A 20,465-nucleotide genomic window follows, 5' to 3' on the forward strand; every position below is an offset into this window, starting at 1 on the left:
CCGCCCTCGCGGCGGCCCGCTCCCGACACGCGGTGGCTGCACAGGGAGTTCCCATGGAACAGAACAACACCACAACCACAACCACAACCACAACCACAACCACAACCACGACCGCGGCCGATGCGCCGCCCGATTCGGGCCTGCACTGCCTCCTGTCGCTCGCCGCCCTGCACGGCATCTCCGCCGACCAGGCCCAGATCTCCCATCAATTCGGCAGCGAGGCCTTCAACGAACAGACCTTGCTGCTGGCCGCCCAGTCCCTGGGCTTCAAGGCCAAGGCGGTCCGCCAGGATCCGCGGCGACTTCAACAGGCGCCGCTGCCCGCGATTGCCCAGGACCGCCACAGCGGCAAGTTCCTGATCGTGGCGCAATGCCGCCAATCCGCCGACAAGCCGGTGCAGTTGCTCGTCCAGTACCCGGGCGAGCAACCGACGGTGCTGGCGCTGGACGACTTCCTCGCCCTGTGGACCGGCACGCTGCTGCTCTTCACGAGCAAGGCCTCCTTCGCCGGCGAGATGGCCAAGTTCGACTTCACCTGGTTCATCCCCGCCATCGTCCGTTATCGCCGCGTGCTGACCGAGGTCCTGGTGATCTCGCTGTTCATCCAGCTCATCGGGCTGGTCACGCCGATGTTCTTCCAGGTGGTGATGGACAAGGTGCTCGTCAACCACGCGATGCGCACGCTCGACGTCGTCGCCATCGGCCTGATCTGCGCGATCGTCTTCGAGGTCGTGCTGACCGGCGTGCGGTCCTGGGTGTTCTCCTACACCAGCAACAAGATCGACGTGGAGCTGGGCGCCCGGCTGTTCCGCCACCTCGTGACCCTGCCGCTGTCCTACTTCCACGCACGGCGCGTCGGCGATTCCGTGGCCCGCATCCGCGAGCTCGAGAACATCCGCTCCTTCCTCACCGGCAATGCGCTGACGCTGGTGCTGGACCTGCTGTTCTCGCTGGTCTTCTTCGCCGTGATGCTGTGGTACAGCCCCGCCCTCACGCTCATCGTCGCGCTGTCGATCCCGCTCTACATCGTGCTCTCCGTCCTGGTGACGCCGATGGTGCGCAAGCGGCTGGACGAAAAGTTCAACAAGGGCGCCGAGAACCAGTCCTTCCTGGTGGAGACCATCAGCGGCATCGACACCGTCAAGGCCATGGCCGTCGAGCCGCGCTGGATCCAGAAGTGGGAGAAGCAACTGGCCGGCTACGTCACCGCCGGCCAGTCGGTGAACAACGTGGCCACGCTGTCCAACGGCGGCGTGACGCTGATCAGCAAGCTGGTGACCGCCGCCATCATGTGGATGGGCGCCATGCTGGTGATCGACAACAAGATGTCGGTCGGCGAGCTGGTCGCGTTCAACATGCTGGCCGGCCAGGTCTCCAGCCCCATCCTGCGGCTGGCCCAGCTGTGGAACGACTTCCAGCAGGTCGGCATCTCCGTGTCGCGGCTCGGCGACGTGCTCAACGCGCGCCCCGAGGTCGCCGGCCAGAAAACGCGCCTGCCGCGCCTGTCGGGCGCGATCGAGTTCGACCAGGTGGCGTTCCGCTACAAGCCCGACGCGTCGGACGTCCTGCGCGGCGTCAGCCTGAAGATCGAACCCGGCCAGGTGATCGGCATCGTGGGGCGCTCCGGCTCGGGCAAGAGCACCCTGACGCGGCTGGTCCAGCGCCTGTACGTGCCCAACCGCGGCCGCGTGCTCATCGACGGCCAGGACATCGCCGTGATCGACACCGCCTCGCTGCGCCAGCAGGTCGGCGTGGTGTTGCAGGAGAACGTGCTGTTCAACCGGTCCATCCGGGACAACATCGCGCTGGTCAATCCGTCCCTGCCCATCGAGGCCGTCATCCAGGCCGCCAAGCTCGCCGGCGCGCACGACTTCATCTGCGAGCTGTCCGATGGCTACGACACGATGGTCGGCGAGAACGGCACCGGCCTGTCCGGCGGTCAACGCCAGCGCATCGCGATCGCGCGCGCGCTGATCGGCGACCCCCGCGTCCTGATCTTCGACGAGGCCACCAGCGCGCTGGACTACGAATCGGAGCGGATCATCCAGGACAACATGCGCGCCATCTGCAAGGGCCGCACCGTGCTGATCATCGCCCACCGCCTGTCCGCGGTCCGCGACGCCGACCGCATCGTGGTCATGGAACGCGGCGAGGTCGCCGAGTTCGGCACGCACGACGAGTTGCTTGCCCACCCGGACGGCATCTACACCCACCTGAATTCGCTGCAGCACGGTCTCCGCGAGGTGCAATCATGAACATCCGACATCGTCTCCAAGCCGCCGCCGAACTGCTCGGCCGTTACTGGCTCGTGACCCGCCACGCGTGGCGTCTGCAGTCCGCGGCGGGCGCGCCGGACCTCACGGCCCAGGAGGCCGAGTTCCTGCCCGCCGCGCTCGCCCTGCAGGCCAGCCCGGTGTCTCCGGCCGGACGCTGGCTCGCCCGCATCCTCATCGCGATGGTGCTGATCGTGCTGGCGTGGGCCGTCTTCGGCCAGGTGGACATCGTCACGGTCGGTCAGGGCAAGATCGCCGTCACCGGCGAGACCAAGACCATCTCCGCGACGCAGGTCGCGAGCGTGCGCGCGCTGCACGTGGCGGAGAACCAGCAGGTGCGCGCCGGCGAGCTGCTGATCGAGCTCGACGATCGCGAGATCGACACCGAGTTCGACAAGGCCGACGGCGAGCGCCAGTCCGGGGCCGTCCAGGCCGCCATCCACCGCGCCCTGATCGATGCGCTGACCACCGGGCGGACGCCGCGCCTGGGCGTCGTGACCGGCATCCCCGCCGAGCGCCAGCGCGCGGGCGAGCAGTTCCTGTCCGATGCGTGGAGCGAGTACGTCGCCAAGCGCGATCGCCTGGACGCCGAGATCCGGCACCATGTTGCCGCGCTGCCCATCGCCATCGAGCGCGAGAAGGACTACGAGGCGCTGGCGCAGACCCGCGACGTCTCCCAGGACGCCTGGATGCAAAGGCGCATGGCCCGCCTGGACATCGAGGGCCAGCTCGCCCAGGCCCGCAGCCAGCAGGTGGAGCTGCGCGCCAACATGCGCAAGGCGGCCGAGGACCGGCTGTCCGAGGCCACCCGCATGGCGCAGGCCGCCGCCCAGGACGTGACGAAGGCGACCGCGCGCCAGTCCTTGCTGCAACTGCGCTCGCCGGTGGACGGCACCGTGCAGCAGTTGACCGTGCACACGGTCGGCGCGGCGATCCCGGCCGCCCAGCCGCTGATGCAGATCGTGCCGACCAGCGACCGCGTCGAGTTCGAGGCCTTCATCGAGAACCGGGACGTCGGTTTCGTGCATGAGGGCCAGGAGGTCGCCGTCAAGATCGACGCTTTCGACTACACCCGGTACGGCACCATCACCGGTCACGTCCGGCATGTGTCGCGCGACGCCATCCATGACGAGAAACGCGGCCTGCTGTACGCCGTCACGGTCGACCTCGACCAACGCCACCTGATCGTGGAAGGACGGACGCTGCCGCTGGGTCCCGGCATGTCGGGCACGGTGGACATCCGCACCGGCACGCGGCGCGTCATCGAGTACTTCCTGTCGCCGCTGATCCAGCACCGGTCGGAAAGCCTGCGCGAGCGCTGAGCAAAAGGCGATGCCGTCCCCCCGCGCGGGTCGATCCGGACCGACGCGGGGCACGGCTACACTGGGCCGAACGCATTGGCTTGACCCCATGTCCATTGCGCCTTCCCAACGCGCCGAACACGACGCCTTCTGAAGACGCCCGACCCATGCCCTTCATTCCTCCGGTGACCAAGGCCTTCATGCTGATCTGCGTGGGCCTGTTCTGTCTGTTCAACCTGTTGCCCGGAGGGCTGGGCCTCACCGGCCTGCTGGCGCTGTGGCCGCTCAACAGCGGCCGCTTCGAGGTCTGGCAGCCCGTCACCTACGCCTTCCTGCACGGCGACATCTGGCACCTGTTCTTCAACATGTTCGGGCTCTGGATGTTCGGCTCGGAGCTGGAGACCGTCTGGGGCGGCAAGCGCTACGCGCAGCTGCTGCTGGCCAGCGCGCTGACCGGCGCCGCGGCGCAACTGGTGTTCACGCTGGTGATGGGATCCTTCGCGCCCACCGTCGGCGCCTCGGGCGCGCTGTTCGGGCTGCTGCTGTCCTACGGGCTGCTGTTCCCGGACCGGGTCATCATGCCGCTGTTCCCGCCGATTCCGATGAAGGCCAAGTACTTCGTCGCCATCTTCGGCGCGATCGAGCTGTTCATGGGCATCACCGGCGGCAGCGGCATCGCGCACTTCGCGCACCTGGGCGGCATGCTGGGCGCGTGGCTCATGATCAACTACTGGCGCGGCGGCCGCCGCCGCTGATCCGGCCACCGACCCGCGACTCCGCACCTGACGGCGCCCCTGGGCGCCGTCGTCGTCTCAGGCGCCGGCGGGCCGCGGTCCGGCCTCGACCGCCAACAGCCCCTGCCGGGGCGTCGGATAACGCAGCCTCAGGCGCAGCTCGCGCTTGAGGCGGCCGTTGTCCAGGCGGCGGGACTCGTTCATGAAGCTCATCTGCATCGGCGAGAACACCGCCGCCGCATCCGCCCGGGCGACACGCGCCGGCGGCGTCATGCCGCACAACTCGGCGGCCAGGTCGAAGTAGTCGCCCATCAGCAACTCGCTGTCGTCGCTGGCGTGGATCACGCGCTGCGCCGGACCGCGCATCAGCGCCAGCAGGCAGGCCCGGGCCAGATCGTCGGCCTGGATGTGATTCGTGAAGACGTCGTCCTCCCGCGCCAGGACCGGCAGGCCCTTGGCGAGCCGCTCGCGCGGATGCCCGCCGTCGCGGTCGAACGCATAGATGCCGGGCACGCGCAGGATCGTCACCGCGCAGCCGGCCGCGCGACCCCAGTGCCGCAGCCGCGCCTCGGCATCGACGCGGCGCCAGGCCCGGTCGTTGGACGGGTTGGGGAGGAGAGACTCGTCGATGCGGGCGCCGCCGCAGTCGCCATAGACCCCGCTGGTGCTCGCATAGACCAGGTGCAGCGGGCTCGCGCCCCGCGCCAGCGCGGCCAGCAGGCGCCGGGTGCGCTCGTCGGTGCGGCCCTGGGTCGCGGGCGGCGCCAGGTGCAGCACGCGATCGGCCAGCCCCGCCAGGCGGCCGAGCGTGCGCGCGTCATCCAGGTCGCCGACCAGCGGAATCGCGCCCGCGGCCCGCAACGCGGCGACGCGGTCGGCGCTGCTCGTCAACGCGAACACCGTCCAGCGCCCGGCCAGCAACCGCAGCACCCGCTGCCCGACATCGCCGCAACCAATGATCAGCAAGCGGCCGCGGCGGGCGCGACGGGTGCGGGACGGCGAGGCGGGATTCGATCCGGGCATGAACGGCGCTGCGGGGCTCAGGCAAAATGGAGGCCCAGTGTACGGCTCGCGCCCTGGTCTCACGACCGCGCGGGCCGTGTCGCTTGGCCCCAGCGCGCCTTGGGCGCGCCCCTTGTTCCACTCCGTGCGGGACCCGCCCGCGCCGCCTTCGCATCATGAGCTTCCAGGTCACCGTCCTGCCCGCCGGCCGCAACTTCACCGTCGACGACGACGAAACCGTGCTGGCCGCCGCCATCCGCCAGGGCATCGGCCTGCCCTACGGTTGCAAGGACGGCGCCTGCGGCTCCTGCAAGAGCCAGTTGATCGAGGGTCAGGTCGTGCATGGCGAGCACCAGTCCAAGGCGCTGCCGCCCGAGGACGAGGCCAAGGGCATGATCCTGACCTGCTGTGCGCGCCCACGGACCGACTGCGTCGTCGAGGCCCGCACGGTGCCCGGCGCCGGCGAGTTCCCGGTGCTCAAGCTGCCCAGCCGCGTGCTGACGCTGGACAAGCCGGCCGGCGACGTCGCGGTCGTCAAGCTGCAACTGCCGGCCAACCAGAACCTACAGTTCCGCGCCGGGCAGTATGTCGAGTTCATCCTGCGCGACGGCGCGCGCCGCAGCTACTCGATGGCCAACGCGCCGAGCCGCCTCGGCACGCCGCCGGCGATCGAGCTGCACATCCGCCACATGCCCGGCGGCAAGTTCACCGACCACGTCTTCGGCGCGCTGAAGGAAAAAGACATCCTGCGCATGGAAGGCCCGTTCGGCAGCTTCTTCCTGCGCGAGGACAGCGACAAGCCGATCGTGCTGCTGGCCTCGGGCACCGGCTTCGCGCCGATCAAGGCGATCCTGGAGCGCATCCAGGACCAGGGCATCACCCGTCCGGTGACGCTGTACTGGGGCTGCCGCTCCAAGGCCGACCTCTATCTGCACGACTGGGCCGAGCAGGCCGCCGCCGCGATGCCCACCCTCACCTACGTGCCGGTGCTGTCCGAGCCCAAGGCCGAGGACGGCTGGACCGGCCGCACCGGCTTCGTCCACCAGGTCGTCATCGCCGACCTGCCCGACCTGTCGAGCCATCAGGTCTACGCCTGCGGCGCGCCGATCATGGTGGAGTCCGCGCAGCGCGACTTCGTGGCGCGCTGCGGCCTGCCGGCGGAGGAGTTCTATGCCGACGCGTTCACCTCCGAGCTGGACAAGCACGCGGGCTGAGCCCGCGTCGCAATGCGGCGGCCGGGCGCGGCACGATTCGCGCAAGTGCCGCGCGCGGGCGCCGCATGCAAGCTCCGCTTTACGCACCGCGAATCCCCCGATCGCGGCGTGAGTTAAGCCATCGCGCCCGCCTCGTTTCATACTGCCGGCCATGAAGCATTTCCCGCCGCCCTACTCCAGCGCCGCGCAGTTCGAGCAACAACTGCAGGACCTCGGCCACACCGTCATCGCGCCCGAGAGCCTGACGCATTGGCTGCACTGCCAGGGCGCAGACCTGCGCGCGCTGCAGACCTTCTGGAACGACCTGCCGCCGGACGCCTATCTTCGCGACGGCGGCCGTTATCGCTCCCGGCGCCACGCGAGCTTCGTCGTCGACGCGCAGGCCGACCCGGCAGTGCGCCTCGCGCCGCACCGGGCGCACTGGCAGCCGCTGGACTACAACGCGCTGCACGGCGGGCTGGAGCGCTGGTTCGAGCCGATGGCGCCGGCCGCCGTCGACCTGCCCATCTGGCCTCGACTGCTGCTGGGACTGGCCGGCGTGGCCGACCGGCTCAAGGGCGCGCGCCCCTGGTTCGTCGAGGCGCACCAGTTCCGCATCGACACCGCCGGCGGCATCGGCCGCCCGACGCCGGAGGGCGCGCACCGGGACGGTGTCGACCTGGTGGCGGTCTTCATGCTGTCCCGCCACGGCATCAAGGGCGGCGAATCGCGCGTCTTCGAGGCCGACGGCCCGCGCGGCCAGCGCTTCACGATGATGGAGCCCTGGACGCTGCTGCTGCTCGACGACGAGCGCGTCATCCACGAGACCACGCCGATCCAGCCGATCGACCCGGCCCATCCCGGCCACCGCGACACGCTGGTCGTGACGCTGCGGTCGGACGCCTTCATGGGGCCCTGAGGGTCGCCGCGCCACGCGGCGGCAGCCCGCCCCTCCTCGCCCGGGCATGCAAGGCGCGCATCGAGCGATGCCCGCGCCGCCTGAAGGCCGGGCGCGGCTGCGCCTACACTGACGCACCCGCGCGCCACAAGCGCAGCGGGCCCCGCCGGCGCGCCAGGCGCCGGGTCTCATCAAGCATCACAAGTGCAGGCTCGCTCATGAACGCCATCACCGACATCGCCCGCGCGCTCGCCGCCGGCGCCTCCGACTCCATCCCCTCCTCGCTCTTCGGCCTGCCCGACCAGGCCCCGCACGAACGCGTGCTGCTGGCCGCCGACCCGGTCACCGGCCTGAAGGCGATCGTGGCGGTGCACAGCACCGCGCGCGGCCCGGCCTTCGGCGGCTGCCGCTTCTGGAGCTACGACAACGAGCTGGCCGCGCTGAACGACGCGCTGCGCCTGTCGCAGGGCATGAGCCTGAAGAACGCGCTGGCCAACCTGCCCTTCGGCGGCGGCAAGGCCGTGATCATCAAGCCGGCCGGCGACTTCGACCGCCCCGCGCTGTTCGCCGCCTTCGGCCGCGCGGTGCAGTCGCTGGACGGCGCCTACATCACCGCCGAGGACGTCGGCACCACCACCGCCGACATGAAGGGCATGTCCGCCCACACGTCCTACGTGTCTGGCATTCCGCGTGACGGCGCCTTCGGCGGCGACCCCAGCCCCAAGACGGCCTACGGCGTGTTCGTCTCGATCGACGAGGGTGTCAAGCGCGTGCTGGGCCGCGCGTCGCTGGAAGGCGTGCGCGTGGCGCTGCAGGGCCTGGGCGCGGTGGGCTGGCATCTGGCCGAGTTCCTGCATCAGGCCGGCGCCAAGCTGGTCGTCGCCGACGTGAACGGCGAGAAGGTCGCCCGCGCGGTGACCGAGCTCGGGGCGCAAGCCGTCGGCGTGGGTGAGATCCTGGCCGCCGACGTCGACGTGGTGGCGCCCTGCGCGCTGGGCGCGACGCTGAACGCGCAATCCATCCCCGCGCTGCGGGCCCGCCTGATCGCCGGCGCCGCCAATAACCAGTTGGCGACGGCCGCCGACGGCGATGCCCTGCAGGCGCGCGGCATCACCTACCTGCCGGACTACCTGGTGAACGCCGGCGGCATCGTCAGCGTCGCCCGCGAATACCGCAACGAAGGCGAGGAAGCGGCCGTCATGGCCGAGGTCGGCCAGATCCGCGGCCGTGTCGCCGAACTGCTGGAGCGCATCAAGATCAGCGGCCAGACGCCGGCCCGCGAGGCGGACGCCTGGGCCCGCTCGCTGCTGGTGAAGCCGGTCTGATCGAGCGCTGATCCAGGCCCATCGCGGCGCATCGCCGCGATGGGCGTCCGCCGGCACGTCCATGAACGCGGCCTGGCCCGAATGCAGGTCCGCAAGCTCGCGGGCCGCCCCGCTTTCGACAACAGCGCGTCAATGACGCTGAAGGCGCGGCTGTCCGGCATCCATCCCTTCCTTCAACGGCCGCGCACCGGGCTGTGCGGCTCCATGATTGACGGGGTTTGACGATGCACTCGATCCAGATGATGGTGGCGTACGGTCCGCGGATGAACAGACCCCTGCTGATTCAAGCCGAGTGGGACCCCGAGGCATCCGTCGGGGTCGCCACGTCGGACGGACGCCGATTTCCGATGGACCACACGATCAAGTCGCGGTTCATGGCCAACGCCGTGCTGCGTCAGGCGGGACTCGACCAGCGCTTTTGATTCAAGCTCGATCGACGCCTCCGTCCGGCGCCGCCTTTAGCGCCTGCAGCCATGCGCCGAAGACGGCAGAATGCCGCCCAGCCCGATCGACGACCACGTCGGCGGAAGAGCGACAACGCAATTCAGGGAGAGACAGATGATTCACGCCACACGGTGGACGGTCGGCACGGTGCTGGTCGCGGGGCTGCTCGGCGGCTGCGCCTACAACCCCGCTCGCGAGGCCGATCGGGAGCAGCAGGCCTCGATCGACCTGCAACGCGCGGGCGCCCGCCAGGCCGCACAAGCGGCGCAGGCGCGCTCCGACAACCTGAACCGCAGCGCGCGCTGCGGCGATTTCCTCGAATGCGTGTTCACCGCGCTGCTGTCGATCGAAAAGGGCAAGTGACCCACGGGCGACGCGTGTCGCGCCTTGTCGCCTGGTCGGTCAAGCGCCCGCTGGAGCGCCGGCCGCGCGCAAGTCGGCCTCCGCGGCGGCCCATTGCGCCTGCAGATCCGGTCGCCGCAGCCGCGCCATCGCCTGCGTCGCGTGCGGGTGATTCGCGAGCCGCGAGACCAGCAGCAACTTCTGCCGCGGCGTCAGCCCGCTCGCCAGGATGGGCGCGAGCCAGGTCTGCGCCGCCGCCGCGGCCACGTCCCTGACGACCTTCGCCGCCGACGGCGTCTGCAGGTCCAGCGCCGAGCAGAAGTCCCGCAGCCGCTCCGGCCCCAGCACCGGCGCGGCGTGCTGCTTCTGCCCGTCCCCCTCGGGCATCAGCTTCAGGGCATGGCCGCGCGCCCCGGTGTAGAGCACGGTCGAGGTGATGTCGTACGCGGGCGCCAACTCGGCCTCATGCCGGTCCCGATACAGCAGGCCGATGTTCTTGAGGTGCATGTCGGCATTGCCCAGCAACTCGTTGACCTCGATGCGGCGGAGCAGCTCGTGCACCGCGCCCTCCCCGCACCTCGGCAGGTCCAGCAGCACGGCGGCGATCGCGAGGTAGGACTCGGCGTACTTCTGCTCCGGCGGGCAGCCGAGCACCTGCGCGAAATCCTCGAAGTGGACCTTGGTCCGGCCCTCGCGATCGAAACGGGTGACGGCCAGGAACTCGCCGCCGAACTCCTCGCCCAGGTCGTAGCGATGCGGCGCCGCCAGCGCCGACATCGGCGCGAGCACCACTTCGCAGATGCCCACGCCCGCCCGCGCGGCGAGGTCCATGCACAGCGCTTCCAGTTGCGGCATCCGGGGGTAATCCGATGACGGCAGCTTGGCGATGATGGCGGCCTCGCCTTGGCTGGTACGGCCGACGAAACGACCGCTGCCATCCCGGTTCACCCCGATCTTGGGCTGCACGCCGGAGATGGACAGCGCGTCCTGGAACGGCTCCGCCCAGACCGTGGCCTCGAGCGCGTCCTGGTTCTGCGTGATCAGACGCTGCAGCGCGAGGCGCGGCAGGTCTTCCCACTCCGCCGTGACCGCGCCCGGCATGTTCCGTCCGCAGGCCGCGATCATCGCCATGTGGTCCAGCGGATCGATGCCGGCCTCCTCCGCCACGAAACGCCGGAAGACGCCCTCCGGCAGCAGGTTCTGGAAGAACGGCGGCAGTTGCCAATCGCCGCGACCGCCCAGCACCGCGTTGAATTCCGGGCGGGTCACGTCCAGCCAGAAGGACTGCTGCTGCTCGGGCGTGCCCGCGCGCATCGATTCCGACAGCACGTCGGCGCGCGCCCACGGCAGGCGCGCATAGGCCTCGTCGGCGGCGAAACGAAGGATGGGCGGCAGGCCCGGCTGCTCGAACTTGAACAGGCAGCCGATGCGCTCGCCATGCAGCTTGATGACCAGCACCGGAATGTTCATCGCTCAGCCTTCCTGGTCTTGAGCGCCGCGAGCCGCCGCTGCACCGCCGACGGCGCATGCGCCGCGACCGGTGCCGGAATCCGGGGCGACGCGGCCAGGGTCGATGCCCGCTTGGCCGGCCCGCCCGTCTTCGACGACCCATGGCCCGGCGCGGCCGGCTCCGCCACGAAACCGCCCAGGTTGTCCGGGATCACGTCGTTCAGGTCCAGCTCGGGCAGGCCGCGCCGCAGCCCGCGCGGCACCAGCGCCAGGTCCACGCCCAGGGCGTCCATCACGGCCAGCACGGTGGAAAGCTGCACGTCCTGCCCCTTCAGGAGGCGATAGAGCGCCTGCCGGCTCACGCCGGCGTGCTCGGTCAGTTGCTGCCGGGTCAGGCCGCTGGCGTCGAGCGCCACGGCCAGTCGCTGGGCGAGTTGCGAGGAGGTGGTCATGCGCAAGTAAGGCGTGGATCAGGCGTGGATCAGATATCGGCCGACGCATGCGTCGAGCCCCGAGGCGATGCGCCCTTCAAACGATGGACGACACATCGCGCCAAGCCTGGCGACGTTGCGTATACGGTCAGCTTGAACCAATTCGACCGAATACACAACACCTGTTCGTTGCGTATACGATACCAAATACACGAACGTATCGAAATCGATACGCCCATGAACCGATCAGACGGTGAACGGCTCCAGGCGCCGTCCCACCAGGCAAGCAGCCACGTGCCCATGAAAAACACCCCATCGGCCGGATCGTTGTCCAACCGATGGGGTGCGGTTCAAAGGGCCTCGCGCCCGGCGCTCACTCGCCCAGGTAGGCCGCGCGCACCTTCGGGTCGTTCAGCAGCGTCTTGCCGTCGCCCTGCATGGTGACCACGCCCGACTCCATCACGTAGCCGCGGTTGGCCAGCTCCAGCGCGCGGCTGGCGTTCTGCTCCACCAGCAGCACCGTCACGCCCTGGCGGTGGATGTCGTTCACGACCTCGAAGATCTTGTCGACCATGATCGGCGACAAACCCATCGACGGCTCGTCCAGCAGCAGCAGCTTGGGGCGGGCCATCAGCGCGCGGCCCATGGCCAGCATCTGCTGCTCGCCGCCGGACATGGTGCCGGCGAGCTGGCTGCGGCGCTCCTTCAGCCGCGGGAACAGCCCGAAGACCTTCTCGATGTCGGCCTGGATCTCCGAATCCTTGCGGATGAAGGCGCCCATCAGCAGGTTCTCGGTGATCGTCATGCGCGTGAACGTGCCGCGACCCTCGGGGACCATCACCAGGCCCTGCTTGGCCAGGTTCCAGGCGCCCTGGCCCTTGATCGACTTGCCGAGGAACTTCACGTCGCCGACCGCCAGCGGCTGCAGGCCGGTGATGGCCTTCAGCGTGGTGGTCTTGCCGGCGCCGTTGGCGCCGATCAGGCTCACCAGCTCGCCCTCGCGGACGTCGAAGTCCACGCCCTTGACCGCCTGGATGCCGCCGTAGGCGACCTTGAGGCCCTCGACCTGGAGGAGGATGTTGTCTGCCATCGTCTTGATTTCCTGTTCGCCGGCGTTCAAGGCGCGGCATGGGCCGCCTGGGCCGCATGCGCGCCCAGGTAGGCCTCGATGACCTTCTCGTTGCGCTGCACGTCGGCGGGGGTGCCTTCGGCGATCTGCTTGCCGTAATCCAGCACCGTCACGCGGTCGCACAGGCCCATCACCAGCTTCACGTCGTGCTCGATCAGCAAGATGGTGCGGCCGTCGTTGCGGATGCGGTCGATCAGCTCGCGCAGCACCACCTTCTCGGTCGCGTTCATGCCCGCGGCCGGCTCGTCCAGCGCGATCAGCTTGGGATCGGTGGCCAGCGCGCGCGCGATCTCCAGCCGGCGCTGGTCGCCGTAGGACAGCGTCCGCGCCTTGAAGTCGGCGTGCTTGGCGATGCCGACGTAGGCCAGCAGCTCACGCGCCCGCGCGGCGATCTCGGCTTCCTCCTTCTTGAAGCCGGGCGTGCGCAGCACCGCGCCCAGCAGGCCCGAGCGCGTGCGCACATGGCGGCCCACCATCACGTTCTCCAGCGCCGTCATCTCGGCGAACAGGCGGATGTTCTGGAAGGTCCGCGCGATGCCGGTCTTCGCGACCTGGTGCACCGCCTGCGGCTTGTACGCCTGGCCGCCCAGCTCGAAGGTGCCGCCGTCCGGCACGTACAGCCCGGTCAGCACATTGAAGAAGGTCGTCTTGCCGGCACCGTTGGGGCCGATCAGGCCGTAGACCTGGCCCTTCTTGATCTCGATGCCCACATCCGACAGCGCCTGCAGACCGCCGAAACGCTTGGACGCGCCGGCCACTTTCAGTACGGTTTCAGTCATTCGTTCTTGCTCCTGCGGTCTTCAGGCCGCGTTGGCGGCGCCCTTGGCGCCGGTCGGTTGCGGCGCCGCCTTGCCGTGCTCGGGCGAGGGCCACAGGCCGCGCGGACGCAGCAGCATGATCACGATCATGGCCAGCGCCACCAGCAGCTGACGCAGGATGGACGCGTCCAGGCGACCGTCCGTCATCTCCTGCAGCGGCCCGGCGACGTAGCGCAGCACCTCCGGCAACGCCGCCAGCAGCAACGCCCCCAGGATCACACCCGGGATGTGGCCGATGCCGCCCAGCACCACCATGGCGACGATCATGATCGACTCCTGCAGGCTGAACGACTCCGGCGACACGAAGCCCTGGAACGCGCCGAACATCGAGCCCGACACGCCGCCGAAGGTGGCGCCCATGCCGAACGCCAGCAGCTTCATGTTGCGGGTGTTGATGCCCATGGCCTTGGCGGCGATCTCATCCTCGCGGATGGCCATCCAGGCGCGACCGATGCGGGAGTTCTCCAGCCGGTAGCAGATCACCACCGAGCCGATCACCAGCGCCAGGAACAGGTAGTAGTACATCGTCACGGACTGCACCGTGAAGCCCAGGATCTCATGCGCCTGGCTGAACTCGAAGCCCAGGAAGTGCACGCCGTCGATCTGGCCGATGCCGCGCGGGCCGTTGGTGATGTTCAGCGGATATTCCATGTTGTTCAGGAACACCCGGATGATCTCGCCGAAGCCCAGCGTCACGATGGCCAGATAGTCGCCGCGCAGCTTCAGCGTCGGCGCACCCAGCAGCACGCCGAACAGCCCCGCCACCGCCGCCGCCAGCACGATCGCCACCACCAGCGGCATGTGCAGCCCCTGCGGGAAGCTGGCCGCGATGTTCTCGAAGTTCTCCGCCAGGTGCGGGCTGTTCATCAAGGCGAAGAGATACGCCCCGACCGCGTAGAACGCGACGTACCCCAGGTCCAGCAGGCCGGCGTAACCGACCACGATGTTCAGGCCCAGCGCCAGCAGCACGTACAGCAGCGCCAGATCGATGATGCGCACCGGCCCGTTGCCCAGTTGCTGCGCGAACAGCGGCAGCGCCACCAGCACGATGCCGGCGATCAGGAAGACGATCAGTTGGTTGAGTTTCTTCTGCATGTCGGGCTCCTCAGGCGCGATCGGCGACACGTTCGCCGAGCAGGCCGGACGGCCGCAGGGTGAGCACCAGGATCAGCGCCACGAAGGCGAAGATGTCGGCGTAATGGCTGCCCAGCACGCCGCCGGTGAGGTCGCCGAGGTAACCGGCGCCGATCGCCTCGATCAGGCCCAGCAGCACCCCGCCCACCATCGCCCCGGCCAGGTTGCCGATGCCCCCGACCACCGCGGCGGTGAAGGCCTTCAGGCCGGGCAGCACGCCCATCGTGTGCTGCGCGGTGCCGTAGTTGGCGGCCCACATCAGGCCCGCCACCGCCGCCAGCGCGGCGCCGATGATGAAGGTCAGGGAGATCACCGCGTCGGGCTTGACGCCCATCAGCGCGGCCACGCGCGGGTTCTCGGCGGTGGCGCGCATCGCGCGACCCATCTTGGTGTGGTTCACCAGGAACAGCAGGCCGCCCAGGATCACCACCGTGGTCACCAGGATCACGATCTGCGTCACCGTGATCACCGCGCCGCCGATCTGGATCGGGTCGGCCGGCAGCAGTTGCGGGAAGGGCTTCGGGTTCGGCTTCCAGACGATCATCGCCAGCGTCTGCAGCAGCAGCGACACGCCCATCGCGGTGATCAGCGGTGCCAGGCGCGGCGCGTTGCGCAGCGGCCGGTAGGCGATCTTCTCGATCGCGTAGTTGAGCAGCGTGCACACCACGACGGCGCAGGCCAGCGCGATCAGCATCAGCGCCCAGCCCGGCAGCCCCAGCGAGGCCAGCGCCGTCACGACGGTCCAGCTGACCAGCGCGCCGACCATCAGCACGTCACCGTGCGCGAAGTTGATGAGGTTGATGATCCCGTAGACCATCGTGTAGCCCAGCGCGACGAGGGCATACATGCTCCCGAGCACCAGCCCGTTGATGATCTGCTGAAAAAGTATCTCCATAAGGCCCCGGCATGTTGTTGGACGCGGCGTGCGGCCCGCGCGACGCAGTGGTGGGTGCAACCCCCGTGCCAATCCGTCCGTTTCAAGGGTATTCACTGATCCGCAGCGTCCAGGGACACCGGGCGGCAGCGTGATCCCAGTCTCGGCGACGCGACAAGGTGCGGAAATCCGCACAAACCGCCTCGACAGCCGGGCGAATACCCGCCAGTGAAGAAAATCGGTTCCGCGCCCGTGCACCGGGAGTGACAACTTGGGCACACTAGGCGACGTTTTTCGTCTCACATGGATTCGGTAGCTTCATCCCCTTCTTTCAAGCATCGGCTCGCACATCAGTTGGGCCGCCCCAGCTTCTATCTGTATCTGACCGGGGTGCTGATGCTGCTGGGACTGGTGCTGGGCCACCGGCTGAGCGAACGCGCCAGCCTGGACCAGCTCAGCGCGCTGGTCACCGAGCGGCTGGAGCTGTACGCCTCCAACCTGCAGACGGAGCTGGGCCGGCACGCCTACCTGCCCAGCCTGCTGGCGATCGACGACGGCGTCGCCCGCCTGATGGAGCACCCCGACGACGAGACCGCGCGCCGCGCCGCCAGCCTGATGCTCGCGCGCGTGAACGTGCGGGCGGGGACGACGCAGATCTTCGTGGCCGACGCCCAGGGCCGCGTGCTCGCGGCCAGCGAGCCGCTCACGCCGCCGCTGCGGCTGCAGCAGGCCATCGAGCAGGACCGCCATCACTTCTTCGCCTCCGACACGGGCCAGGCCGGCGTCGCGGGCAGCACCAACTTCTTCCTCCTGCATCCGCTGCGCCGCAACCAGAAGCTGCAGGGCGTGATCGTGGTGAAGCTCAACCTGGCGCCGCTGGAGGCCACCTGGGTGGACCTGGGGCTGCGCTCGCAGGGGGAGCGCATCCTGGTCGCGGACGACCAGGGCGTGGTGATCATGAGCTCGGTGGAGGACTGGAAGTACGCCGTGCTCAGCCGCGCCGACGTGGCCGAGCGCGACCGCCTGCACGCCAGCGCGCGGTATCCGCGGGTCGGACCGGACCTGCACCTGCCCGGCGCGCTGGAGGCCTACAACAGCCTGCTGGTGCGCGCGCCGGCGCCGGCCAGCACCACGCTGCTCGCGCAGGAGCGCCAGCTGTTGCCGCTGGGCCTGCGGCTGCTGGCGCTGTCGGACCTGTCGGAGGTCCGCCGGCAGGCGCGGCTGGCGGCGTGGAGCGGCGCCGCCTTCGGCGCGGCGATCGGCATGCTGCTGCTGTACCTGGCCTCGCGGCGCCGCGCGCTGCGCCAGCTCTTCCATGCGAAGGCCCAGTTGCAGGACGCGCACGCGCAACTGGAGCGCACGGTGGACGACCGCACGGCGGAACTCCGCCAGATCAACGAGGAGCTGGTGGACCAGATCGCCCAGCGCGAGCAGGCCGAGGGCGAGCTGCTGCAGACCAGCAAGCTGGCGGTGCTGGGCCAGATGTCGGCCGGTCTGTCGCACGAGGTCAACCAGCCGCTGACCGCCCTGCGCGCGCTGGCACGGAATTCGCAACGCCTGCTGGAGGCCGGCCGCACACAAGCGGTCGCGGACAACCTGCAGACGATGGACGAGATGGTCGAGCGCATGGGGACGATCACGCGTCAGCTCAAGAGCTTCGCCCGCAAGGCGGAGCGCGCCAGCACGGCGGTGTCCCTGCTCGCCAGCGTCAACAACGCGCGCCTGCTGCTGGAGCACCGCACGCGCGCGCTGGACCTGCGCTTCGAGGTCGAGGTGCCGGCCGGCCTGCGCGTCAGCGCCGAGTCCAACCGGCTGGAGCAGGTCCTGGTCAACCTGTTCGCCAACGCCATCGACGCGATCGCGTCGGAGCCGCCGCACGACGGCGTCGAGCGCCGCCTGCGCATCGCGGCCTTGCCGCTGGAGGACGGCCAGCGCGTGCTGGTGCAGGTCCAGGACAGCGGCCCGGGGCTGAGCGAGGCCTTGCTGCCGCGCCTGTTCGAGCCCTTCTTCACCACCAAGCCCGCGGGCGAGGGCCTGGGGCTGGGGCTGGTGATCTCGTCCAAGATCGTTCACGAGTTCGGCGGCACGCTGCGGGCGCACCGGCTGGACCATGGCATGAGTTTCGAGTTCGACCTCGCGGTCGACACCTGGCAGGCCGAGGAGGGTCAGTATGTTTGAGGGCTACAAGGTCTTGTTCGTCGAGGACGACCTGCCGGTGCGGGTCAGCCTGACCCAGACGCTGGAGCTCGAGGGGTTCGGCGTGATCCCGTGCCGCTCGGCCGAGGAGGCCTTGCCCCATGTGCAGCCCGGCGCGCAGATCATCGTGGTCACCGACGTGCGCCTGCCCGGCATGGACGGCCGCGCGCTGCAGGCCCATGTGCTGGCCACCGATCCCGGCATCCCGGTGATCCTGATCACCGCGCACGGCGACGTGCAGATGGCGGTGCAGGCGATGCGGGCCGGCGCCTACGACTTCATCGAGAAACCCTTCGCGCCCGAGCGCCTGATCGACACCGCGCGGCGCGCGCTGGACCTGCGCATGCTGCGCCACTCCGCCGACGAACTGCGCAGCCAGCTGCAGGCGGCCAGCGGCATCGAGGCGGCGCTGCTGGGCAAGTCGCCGTCGATGCAGCAACTGCGGCGGCAGGTGCTCAACCTGGCGTCGACCTCGGCCGACGTGATGATCCTGGGCGAGACCGGCACCGGCAAGGAACTGGTCGCGCGCTGCCTGCACGACCAGAGCCCGCGCCGCGACCGCCACTTCGTCGCGATCAATTGCGGCGGGCTGCCGGAAGCGCTGTTCGAGAGCGAGCTGTTCGGGCACGAGTCCGGCGCGTTCACCTCGGCGGGCAAGCGCCGCATCGGCAAGATCGAGCATGCCAACGGCGGCTCGCTGCTGCTCGACGAGATCGAGACCATGCCGATCCCCTTGCAGATCAAGCTGCTGCGCGTGCTGCAGGAGCGGCGCATCGAGCGCCTGGGCTCCAACGAGGAGCAGCTGATCAACGTGCGCTTCATCGCGGCGAGCAAGTCCGACCTGAAGGAGCTGGGTGAACGCGGCCAGTTCCGCAGCGATCTGTATTACCGGCTCAACATCGCCACGCTGATGCTGCCGCCGCTGCGCGAGCGCCGCGAGGACATCCCGCTGCTGTTCGAGCACTTCGTCGCCCAGGCCTGCAAGCGCTACGAGCGCGAGGCGCCGGAGCTCACGCCGGACAAGCTGCGCGACCTGATGGCCCACGACTGGCCCGGCAACGTGCGCGAGATCCGCAACGCGGCCGACCGTTTCGTGCTGGCGCTGGAAGACCTGGACAGCAGCGCCGCGATGCTGGCGGTGCCCGACCTGGGCCTGGCGCGGCAGATGGAGATGGTCGAGAAGGCGCTGATCGAGCAGGCCTTGCGCCGCACCGGCGGCAAGGTGCCGGCGGCGATGGAGCTGCTGGGCACGCCGCGCAAGACGCTCTACGACAAGCTGCACCGGCACGGCATCCAGCTCGACGAGTTCCGCTGAACGACGGTCGCCCGGCCGATCGCCGCGGACCGGCGCCACCTTCGGCAGGCCCGCGACGCCAGAGCGCCACCGCCCACCGCGGCGGATCATGTCGGGCGGCTCACGTTGGACAGCTCACGTCGGGCGGATCACGTCCGACAGCTCACGTCCGACGGATCACCAACGGCGGCGCGCCCCGTGGCGGATCGCCCCGGAAGGATCAGGCGGCCTGCCGCGCGGGATTCCCGGCGCCGTCCAGCACCGCCTTCAACTGCTCGATCGTCGCCGGCTTGACCAGGTAGGCCGCGGCGCCGCGGCGCACCGCCTCGGCGGCGTCCCCGGCGTCGGAGAAGCCGGTCAGCAGCACGACCGTCATCGGTCCGTCCCGCAGCGCCTCGGCGATGAAGTCCATGCCCTGCCCGTCCGGCAGCGCCCGGTCCAGGACCAGCGCGTCGGGTCGGCGCTCGGCCAGGCGCTGCCGCGCCTCGCGCAGCGACCCGGCGGTGGCGGCGGAGTAGCCTTCCATTTCCAGAAGGATGGCCAGCGTTTCGCTGGATTCGAGGTTGTCGTCGACGATGACGGCGTGGGGCATGGCAAACCCTGCGGCAAGGGGACTTCGGGGAGGACCGGCGCGCGACGGTATCCGAGCGCCGACGAGGCGATGTCGGATCCGGGCGACGGATGTGCGATGGGTCGACGCGGCAAACGGCGCTCCCGCCCCGGCCTTCGACCTCGCCGCCGCCTTCGCCCCCGGTCTCGATGGACGCGGCCGCCCGGGGCCCGTCGTGCCGCCGGGGCCCGCTCGTCCCCCGCGTTTGCTGGGGGCGGGATCGGTTTTTGCCTGAAGGGTCCCTTGACCATAATGCGCGCCTTGCCTGGTGGCCGATCCCGCGTTCCGCTTCCTGTGGGATGCGACCTCCGCCACCTGGGCGCCTTCGCTTTCCCCGGAGTTTCATGACGACCGACGCGATGACCGACCCGGATCTGCTGCCCCGGCTGCGACGCTGCACCGGACCGCTGCACGACGGCATCGAGACCCTGCTGCGCCTGGAGGCGCCGATGCCGCTGGCGCGTTACGGCCGCATCGTCCGCGGCTTCCATGAGTTCCTGAAGCTCTGGGAGCAGCGCGTGCGCCACGCCTTGCCGGAGCCGCTGCGCCCCTGGTTCGACGCCCGCGTCCGCTCACCGTTCGCGACCCGGGACATCGCCGCGCTGGCGCTGCCCGAGGACGCCGCCCTGCGCGCCGCCGCCCGCGCGTCACAGCACCGGATCCGGCTGGACTCGCCCGCCGCGGCGTTCGGCTCGCTGTACGTGATCGAGGGATCGGCGCTCGGGGGCCAGGTCTTGACGCCCCGGCTTGTCGCCGCGCACGGCCTGACCCCGGACCACGGCGCGAGCTACTTCCACGGCTTCGGCGACCGCACCGGCGCGATGTGGCGGGAGTTCCGCCAACTGGCCCAGCAGCACGCCGGCGCCGACGAGGACAGCCGGGCCGCCGCCTGCCGCGCCGCGGTGCAGACCTTCGAGGCGCTGATCGAGACCTTCCAGCCGGTCGCCGCGCCGGACGATCCCGAGGCCGCGCCGCCCCTGCCCGCCGCCGCCAGCGCCGGCTGACCCGACTCCCGATG

20 protein-coding genes are annotated in these 20,465 nt (G+C 69.9%); 12 read left to right on the top strand and 8 right to left on the bottom strand.

The genetic code is table 11. The features are described 5' to 3' along the window. The first annotated feature begins 53 nt into the window (after positions 1–53). The 3 genes from CDN99_RS11930 (at position 54) to CDN99_RS11940 (ending at position 4,329) form a co-directional block, all read left to right on the top strand. Entirely contained in the window at positions 54–2,255 is a 2,202-nt protein-coding gene (locus CDN99_RS11930; protein ID WP_088385066.1) for a type I secretion system permease/ATPase, read from the top strand. Next, a complete protein-coding gene (locus tag CDN99_RS11935; RefSeq protein ID WP_088385067.1) occupies positions 2,252–3,595 on the top strand; it encodes an HlyD family type I secretion periplasmic adaptor subunit in 1,344 nt (447 codons plus the stop codon). The genes CDN99_RS11930 and CDN99_RS11935 overlap by 4 nt, the downstream gene beginning before the upstream one ends. Before the next feature lie 146 nt (positions 3,596–3,741). Continuing rightward, the gene (locus CDN99_RS11940; protein WP_088385068.1) at positions 3,742–4,329 is read left to right on the top strand and encodes a rhomboid family intramembrane serine protease; all 588 of its coding nucleotides are present in this window, start codon (positions 3,742–3,744) and stop codon (positions 4,327–4,329) included. 57 nt (positions 4,330–4,386) lie between these two features. Here the strand turns inward: CDN99_RS11940 and CDN99_RS11945 are convergent, their stop codons facing one another. Beyond that, positions 4,387–5,331, bottom strand: a complete 945-nt coding sequence (locus CDN99_RS11945) for an NAD-dependent epimerase/dehydratase family protein (RefSeq protein ID WP_088385069.1) — start codon at positions 5,329–5,331, stop codon at positions 4,387–4,389. Between the two features lie 155 nt (positions 5,332–5,486). Between CDN99_RS11945 and CDN99_RS11950 the strand changes: the two genes are divergently transcribed. From CDN99_RS11950 to CDN99_RS11975, 6 genes are all read left to right on the top strand, one after another. Then, a complete protein-coding gene (locus CDN99_RS11950; protein ID WP_088385070.1) occupies positions 5,487–6,524 on the top strand; it encodes a CDP-6-deoxy-delta-3,4-glucoseen reductase in 1,038 nt (345 codons plus the stop codon). Positions 6,525–6,675: 151 nt separating this feature from the next. After that, on the top strand, positions 6,676–7,422 hold the full coding sequence (locus CDN99_RS11955; RefSeq protein ID WP_088385071.1) for a 2OG-Fe dioxygenase family protein: 747 nt from the start codon (positions 6,676–6,678) through the stop codon (positions 7,420–7,422). Positions 7,423–7,619: 197 nt separating this feature from the next. Beyond that, on the top strand, positions 7,620–8,726 hold the full coding sequence (locus tag CDN99_RS11960) for a Glu/Leu/Phe/Val family dehydrogenase (protein ID WP_088385072.1): 1,107 nt from the start codon (positions 7,620–7,622) through the stop codon (positions 8,724–8,726). An 81-nt stretch (positions 8,727–8,807) separates the two neighbouring features. After that, positions 8,808–8,948: a hypothetical protein gene (locus tag CDN99_RS28660; RefSeq protein WP_158218827.1), complete on the top strand. Its 141-nt coding sequence runs from the start codon at positions 8,808–8,810 to the stop codon at positions 8,946–8,948. A 2-nt stretch (positions 8,949–8,950) separates the two neighbouring features. Further along, positions 8,951–9,148, top strand: a complete 198-nt coding sequence (locus CDN99_RS11970) for a hypothetical protein (protein WP_088385074.1) — start codon at positions 8,951–8,953, stop codon at positions 9,146–9,148. 136 nt (positions 9,149–9,284) lie between these two features. After that, positions 9,285–9,533, top strand: coding sequence for a hypothetical protein (locus tag CDN99_RS11975; protein WP_088385075.1), 249 nt, complete (start codon positions 9,285–9,287; stop codon positions 9,531–9,533). Positions 9,534–9,572: 39 nt separating this feature from the next. Here the strand turns inward: CDN99_RS11975 and CDN99_RS11980 are convergent, their stop codons facing one another. The 6 genes from CDN99_RS11980 to CDN99_RS12005 form a co-directional block, all read right to left on the bottom strand. Further along, complete coding sequence (locus CDN99_RS11980) at positions 9,573–10,982, bottom strand: type II toxin-antitoxin system HipA family toxin (protein WP_088385076.1); 1,410 nt, start codon at positions 10,980–10,982, stop codon at positions 9,573–9,575. After that, positions 10,979–11,413, bottom strand: coding sequence for a helix-turn-helix domain-containing protein (locus CDN99_RS11985; protein ID WP_088385077.1), 435 nt, complete (start codon positions 11,411–11,413; stop codon positions 10,979–10,981). The genes CDN99_RS11980 and CDN99_RS11985 overlap by 4 nt, the downstream gene beginning before the upstream one ends. Positions 11,414–11,765: 352 nt before the next feature. Further along, positions 11,766–12,482 carry an ABC transporter ATP-binding protein gene (locus tag CDN99_RS11990; RefSeq protein ID WP_088385234.1) on the bottom strand — a complete coding sequence of 239 codons (717 nt, stop codon included), beginning with the start codon at positions 12,480–12,482 and terminating at the stop codon, positions 11,766–11,768. 26 nt (positions 12,483–12,508) lie between these two features. Beyond that, entirely contained in the window at positions 12,509–13,300 is a 792-nt protein-coding gene (locus tag CDN99_RS11995; RefSeq protein ID WP_088385078.1) for an ABC transporter ATP-binding protein, read from the bottom strand. Positions 13,301–13,321: 21 nt separating this feature from the next. Beyond that, positions 13,322–14,434 (bottom strand): ABC transporter permease subunit, encoded by a 1,113-nt coding sequence (locus CDN99_RS12000; protein WP_088385079.1) that lies wholly within the window; start codon positions 14,432–14,434, stop codon positions 13,322–13,324. 10 nt (positions 14,435–14,444) lie between these two features. Continuing rightward, positions 14,445–15,368: a branched-chain amino acid ABC transporter permease gene (locus tag CDN99_RS12005; protein ID WP_088385080.1), complete on the bottom strand. Its 924-nt coding sequence runs from the start codon at positions 15,366–15,368 to the stop codon at positions 14,445–14,447. Between the two features lie 333 nt (positions 15,369–15,701). Here CDN99_RS12005 and CDN99_RS12010 point away from each other — a divergent pair, with 333 nt between their 5' ends. Continuing rightward, positions 15,702–17,525, top strand: coding sequence for a sensor histidine kinase (locus CDN99_RS12010; RefSeq protein WP_088385081.1), 1,824 nt, complete (start codon positions 15,702–15,704; stop codon positions 17,523–17,525). Further along, on the top strand, positions 17,518–18,858 hold the full coding sequence (locus tag CDN99_RS12015) for a sigma-54-dependent transcriptional regulator (protein ID WP_088385082.1): 1,341 nt from the start codon (positions 17,518–17,520) through the stop codon (positions 18,856–18,858). Before CDN99_RS12010 ends, CDN99_RS12015 begins: the two co-directional genes overlap by 8 nt. A 199-nt stretch (positions 18,859–19,057) precedes the next feature. Here CDN99_RS12015 and CDN99_RS12020 read toward each other — a convergent pair whose 3' ends face one another. After that, the gene (locus CDN99_RS12020; RefSeq protein WP_088385083.1) at positions 19,058–19,429 is read right to left on the bottom strand and encodes a response regulator; all 372 of its coding nucleotides are present in this window, start codon (positions 19,427–19,429) and stop codon (positions 19,058–19,060) included. Positions 19,430–19,791: 362 nt separating this feature from the next. Here CDN99_RS12020 and CDN99_RS12025 point away from each other — a divergent pair, with 362 nt between their 5' ends. Further along, positions 19,792–20,451: a biliverdin-producing heme oxygenase gene (locus tag CDN99_RS12025; RefSeq protein ID WP_158218828.1), complete on the top strand. Its 660-nt coding sequence runs from the start codon at positions 19,792–19,794 to the stop codon at positions 20,449–20,451. Positions 20,452–20,465 lie beyond the last annotated feature (14 nt).

Origin of the sequence: Roseateles aquatilis (assembly GCF_002205645.1) — a bacterium.
GTDB classification, from domain to species: domain Bacteria; phylum Pseudomonadota; class Gammaproteobacteria; order Burkholderiales; family Burkholderiaceae_C; genus Roseateles; species Roseateles aquatilis.

What these genes read in the sequence shown, in the direction of transcription:
- CDN99_RS11930 (WP_088385066.1), top strand. Translation starts at nt 54, where the DNA reads ATGGAACAGAACAACACCACAACCACAACCACAACCACAACCACAACC.
- CDN99_RS11935 (WP_088385067.1), top strand. Translation starts at nt 2,252, where the DNA reads ATGAACATCCGACATCGTCTCCAAGCCGCCGCCGAACTGCTCGGCCGT.
- CDN99_RS11940 (WP_088385068.1), top strand. Translation starts at nt 3,742, where the DNA reads ATGCCCTTCATTCCTCCGGTGACCAAGGCCTTCATGCTGATCTGCGTG.
- CDN99_RS11945 (WP_088385069.1), bottom strand. Translation starts at nt 5,331, where the DNA reads ATGCCCGGATCGAATCCCGCCTCGCCGTCCCGCACCCGTCGCGCCCGC.
- CDN99_RS11950 (WP_088385070.1), top strand. Translation starts at nt 5,487, where the DNA reads ATGAGCTTCCAGGTCACCGTCCTGCCCGCCGGCCGCAACTTCACCGTC.
- CDN99_RS11955 (WP_088385071.1), top strand. Translation starts at nt 6,676, where the DNA reads ATGAAGCATTTCCCGCCGCCCTACTCCAGCGCCGCGCAGTTCGAGCAA.
- CDN99_RS11960 (WP_088385072.1), top strand. Translation starts at nt 7,620, where the DNA reads ATGAACGCCATCACCGACATCGCCCGCGCGCTCGCCGCCGGCGCCTCC.
- CDN99_RS28660 (WP_158218827.1), top strand. Translation starts at nt 8,808, where the DNA reads ATGCAGGTCCGCAAGCTCGCGGGCCGCCCCGCTTTCGACAACAGCGCG.
- CDN99_RS11970 (WP_088385074.1), top strand. Translation starts at nt 8,951, where the DNA reads ATGCACTCGATCCAGATGATGGTGGCGTACGGTCCGCGGATGAACAGA.
- CDN99_RS11975 (WP_088385075.1), top strand. Translation starts at nt 9,285, where the DNA reads ATGATTCACGCCACACGGTGGACGGTCGGCACGGTGCTGGTCGCGGGG.
- CDN99_RS11980 (WP_088385076.1), bottom strand. Translation starts at nt 10,982, where the DNA reads ATGAACATTCCGGTGCTGGTCATCAAGCTGCATGGCGAGCGCATCGGC.
- CDN99_RS11985 (WP_088385077.1), bottom strand. Translation starts at nt 11,413, where the DNA reads ATGACCACCTCCTCGCAACTCGCCCAGCGACTGGCCGTGGCGCTCGAC.
- CDN99_RS11990 (WP_088385234.1), bottom strand. Translation starts at nt 12,482, where the DNA reads ATGGCAGACAACATCCTCCTCCAGGTCGAGGGCCTCAAGGTCGCCTAC.
- CDN99_RS11995 (WP_088385078.1), bottom strand. Translation starts at nt 13,300, where the DNA reads ATGACTGAAACCGTACTGAAAGTGGCCGGCGCGTCCAAGCGTTTCGGC.
- CDN99_RS12000 (WP_088385079.1), bottom strand. Translation starts at nt 14,434, where the DNA reads ATGCAGAAGAAACTCAACCAACTGATCGTCTTCCTGATCGCCGGCATC.
- CDN99_RS12005 (WP_088385080.1), bottom strand. Translation starts at nt 15,368, where the DNA reads ATGGAGATACTTTTTCAGCAGATCATCAACGGGCTGGTGCTCGGGAGC.
- CDN99_RS12015 (WP_088385082.1), top strand. Translation starts at nt 17,518, where the DNA reads ATGTTTGAGGGCTACAAGGTCTTGTTCGTCGAGGACGACCTGCCGGTG.
- CDN99_RS12020 (WP_088385083.1), bottom strand. Translation starts at nt 19,429, where the DNA reads ATGCCCCACGCCGTCATCGTCGACGACAACCTCGAATCCAGCGAAACG.
- CDN99_RS12025 (WP_158218828.1), top strand. Translation starts at nt 19,792, where the DNA reads ATGACGACCGACGCGATGACCGACCCGGATCTGCTGCCCCGGCTGCGA.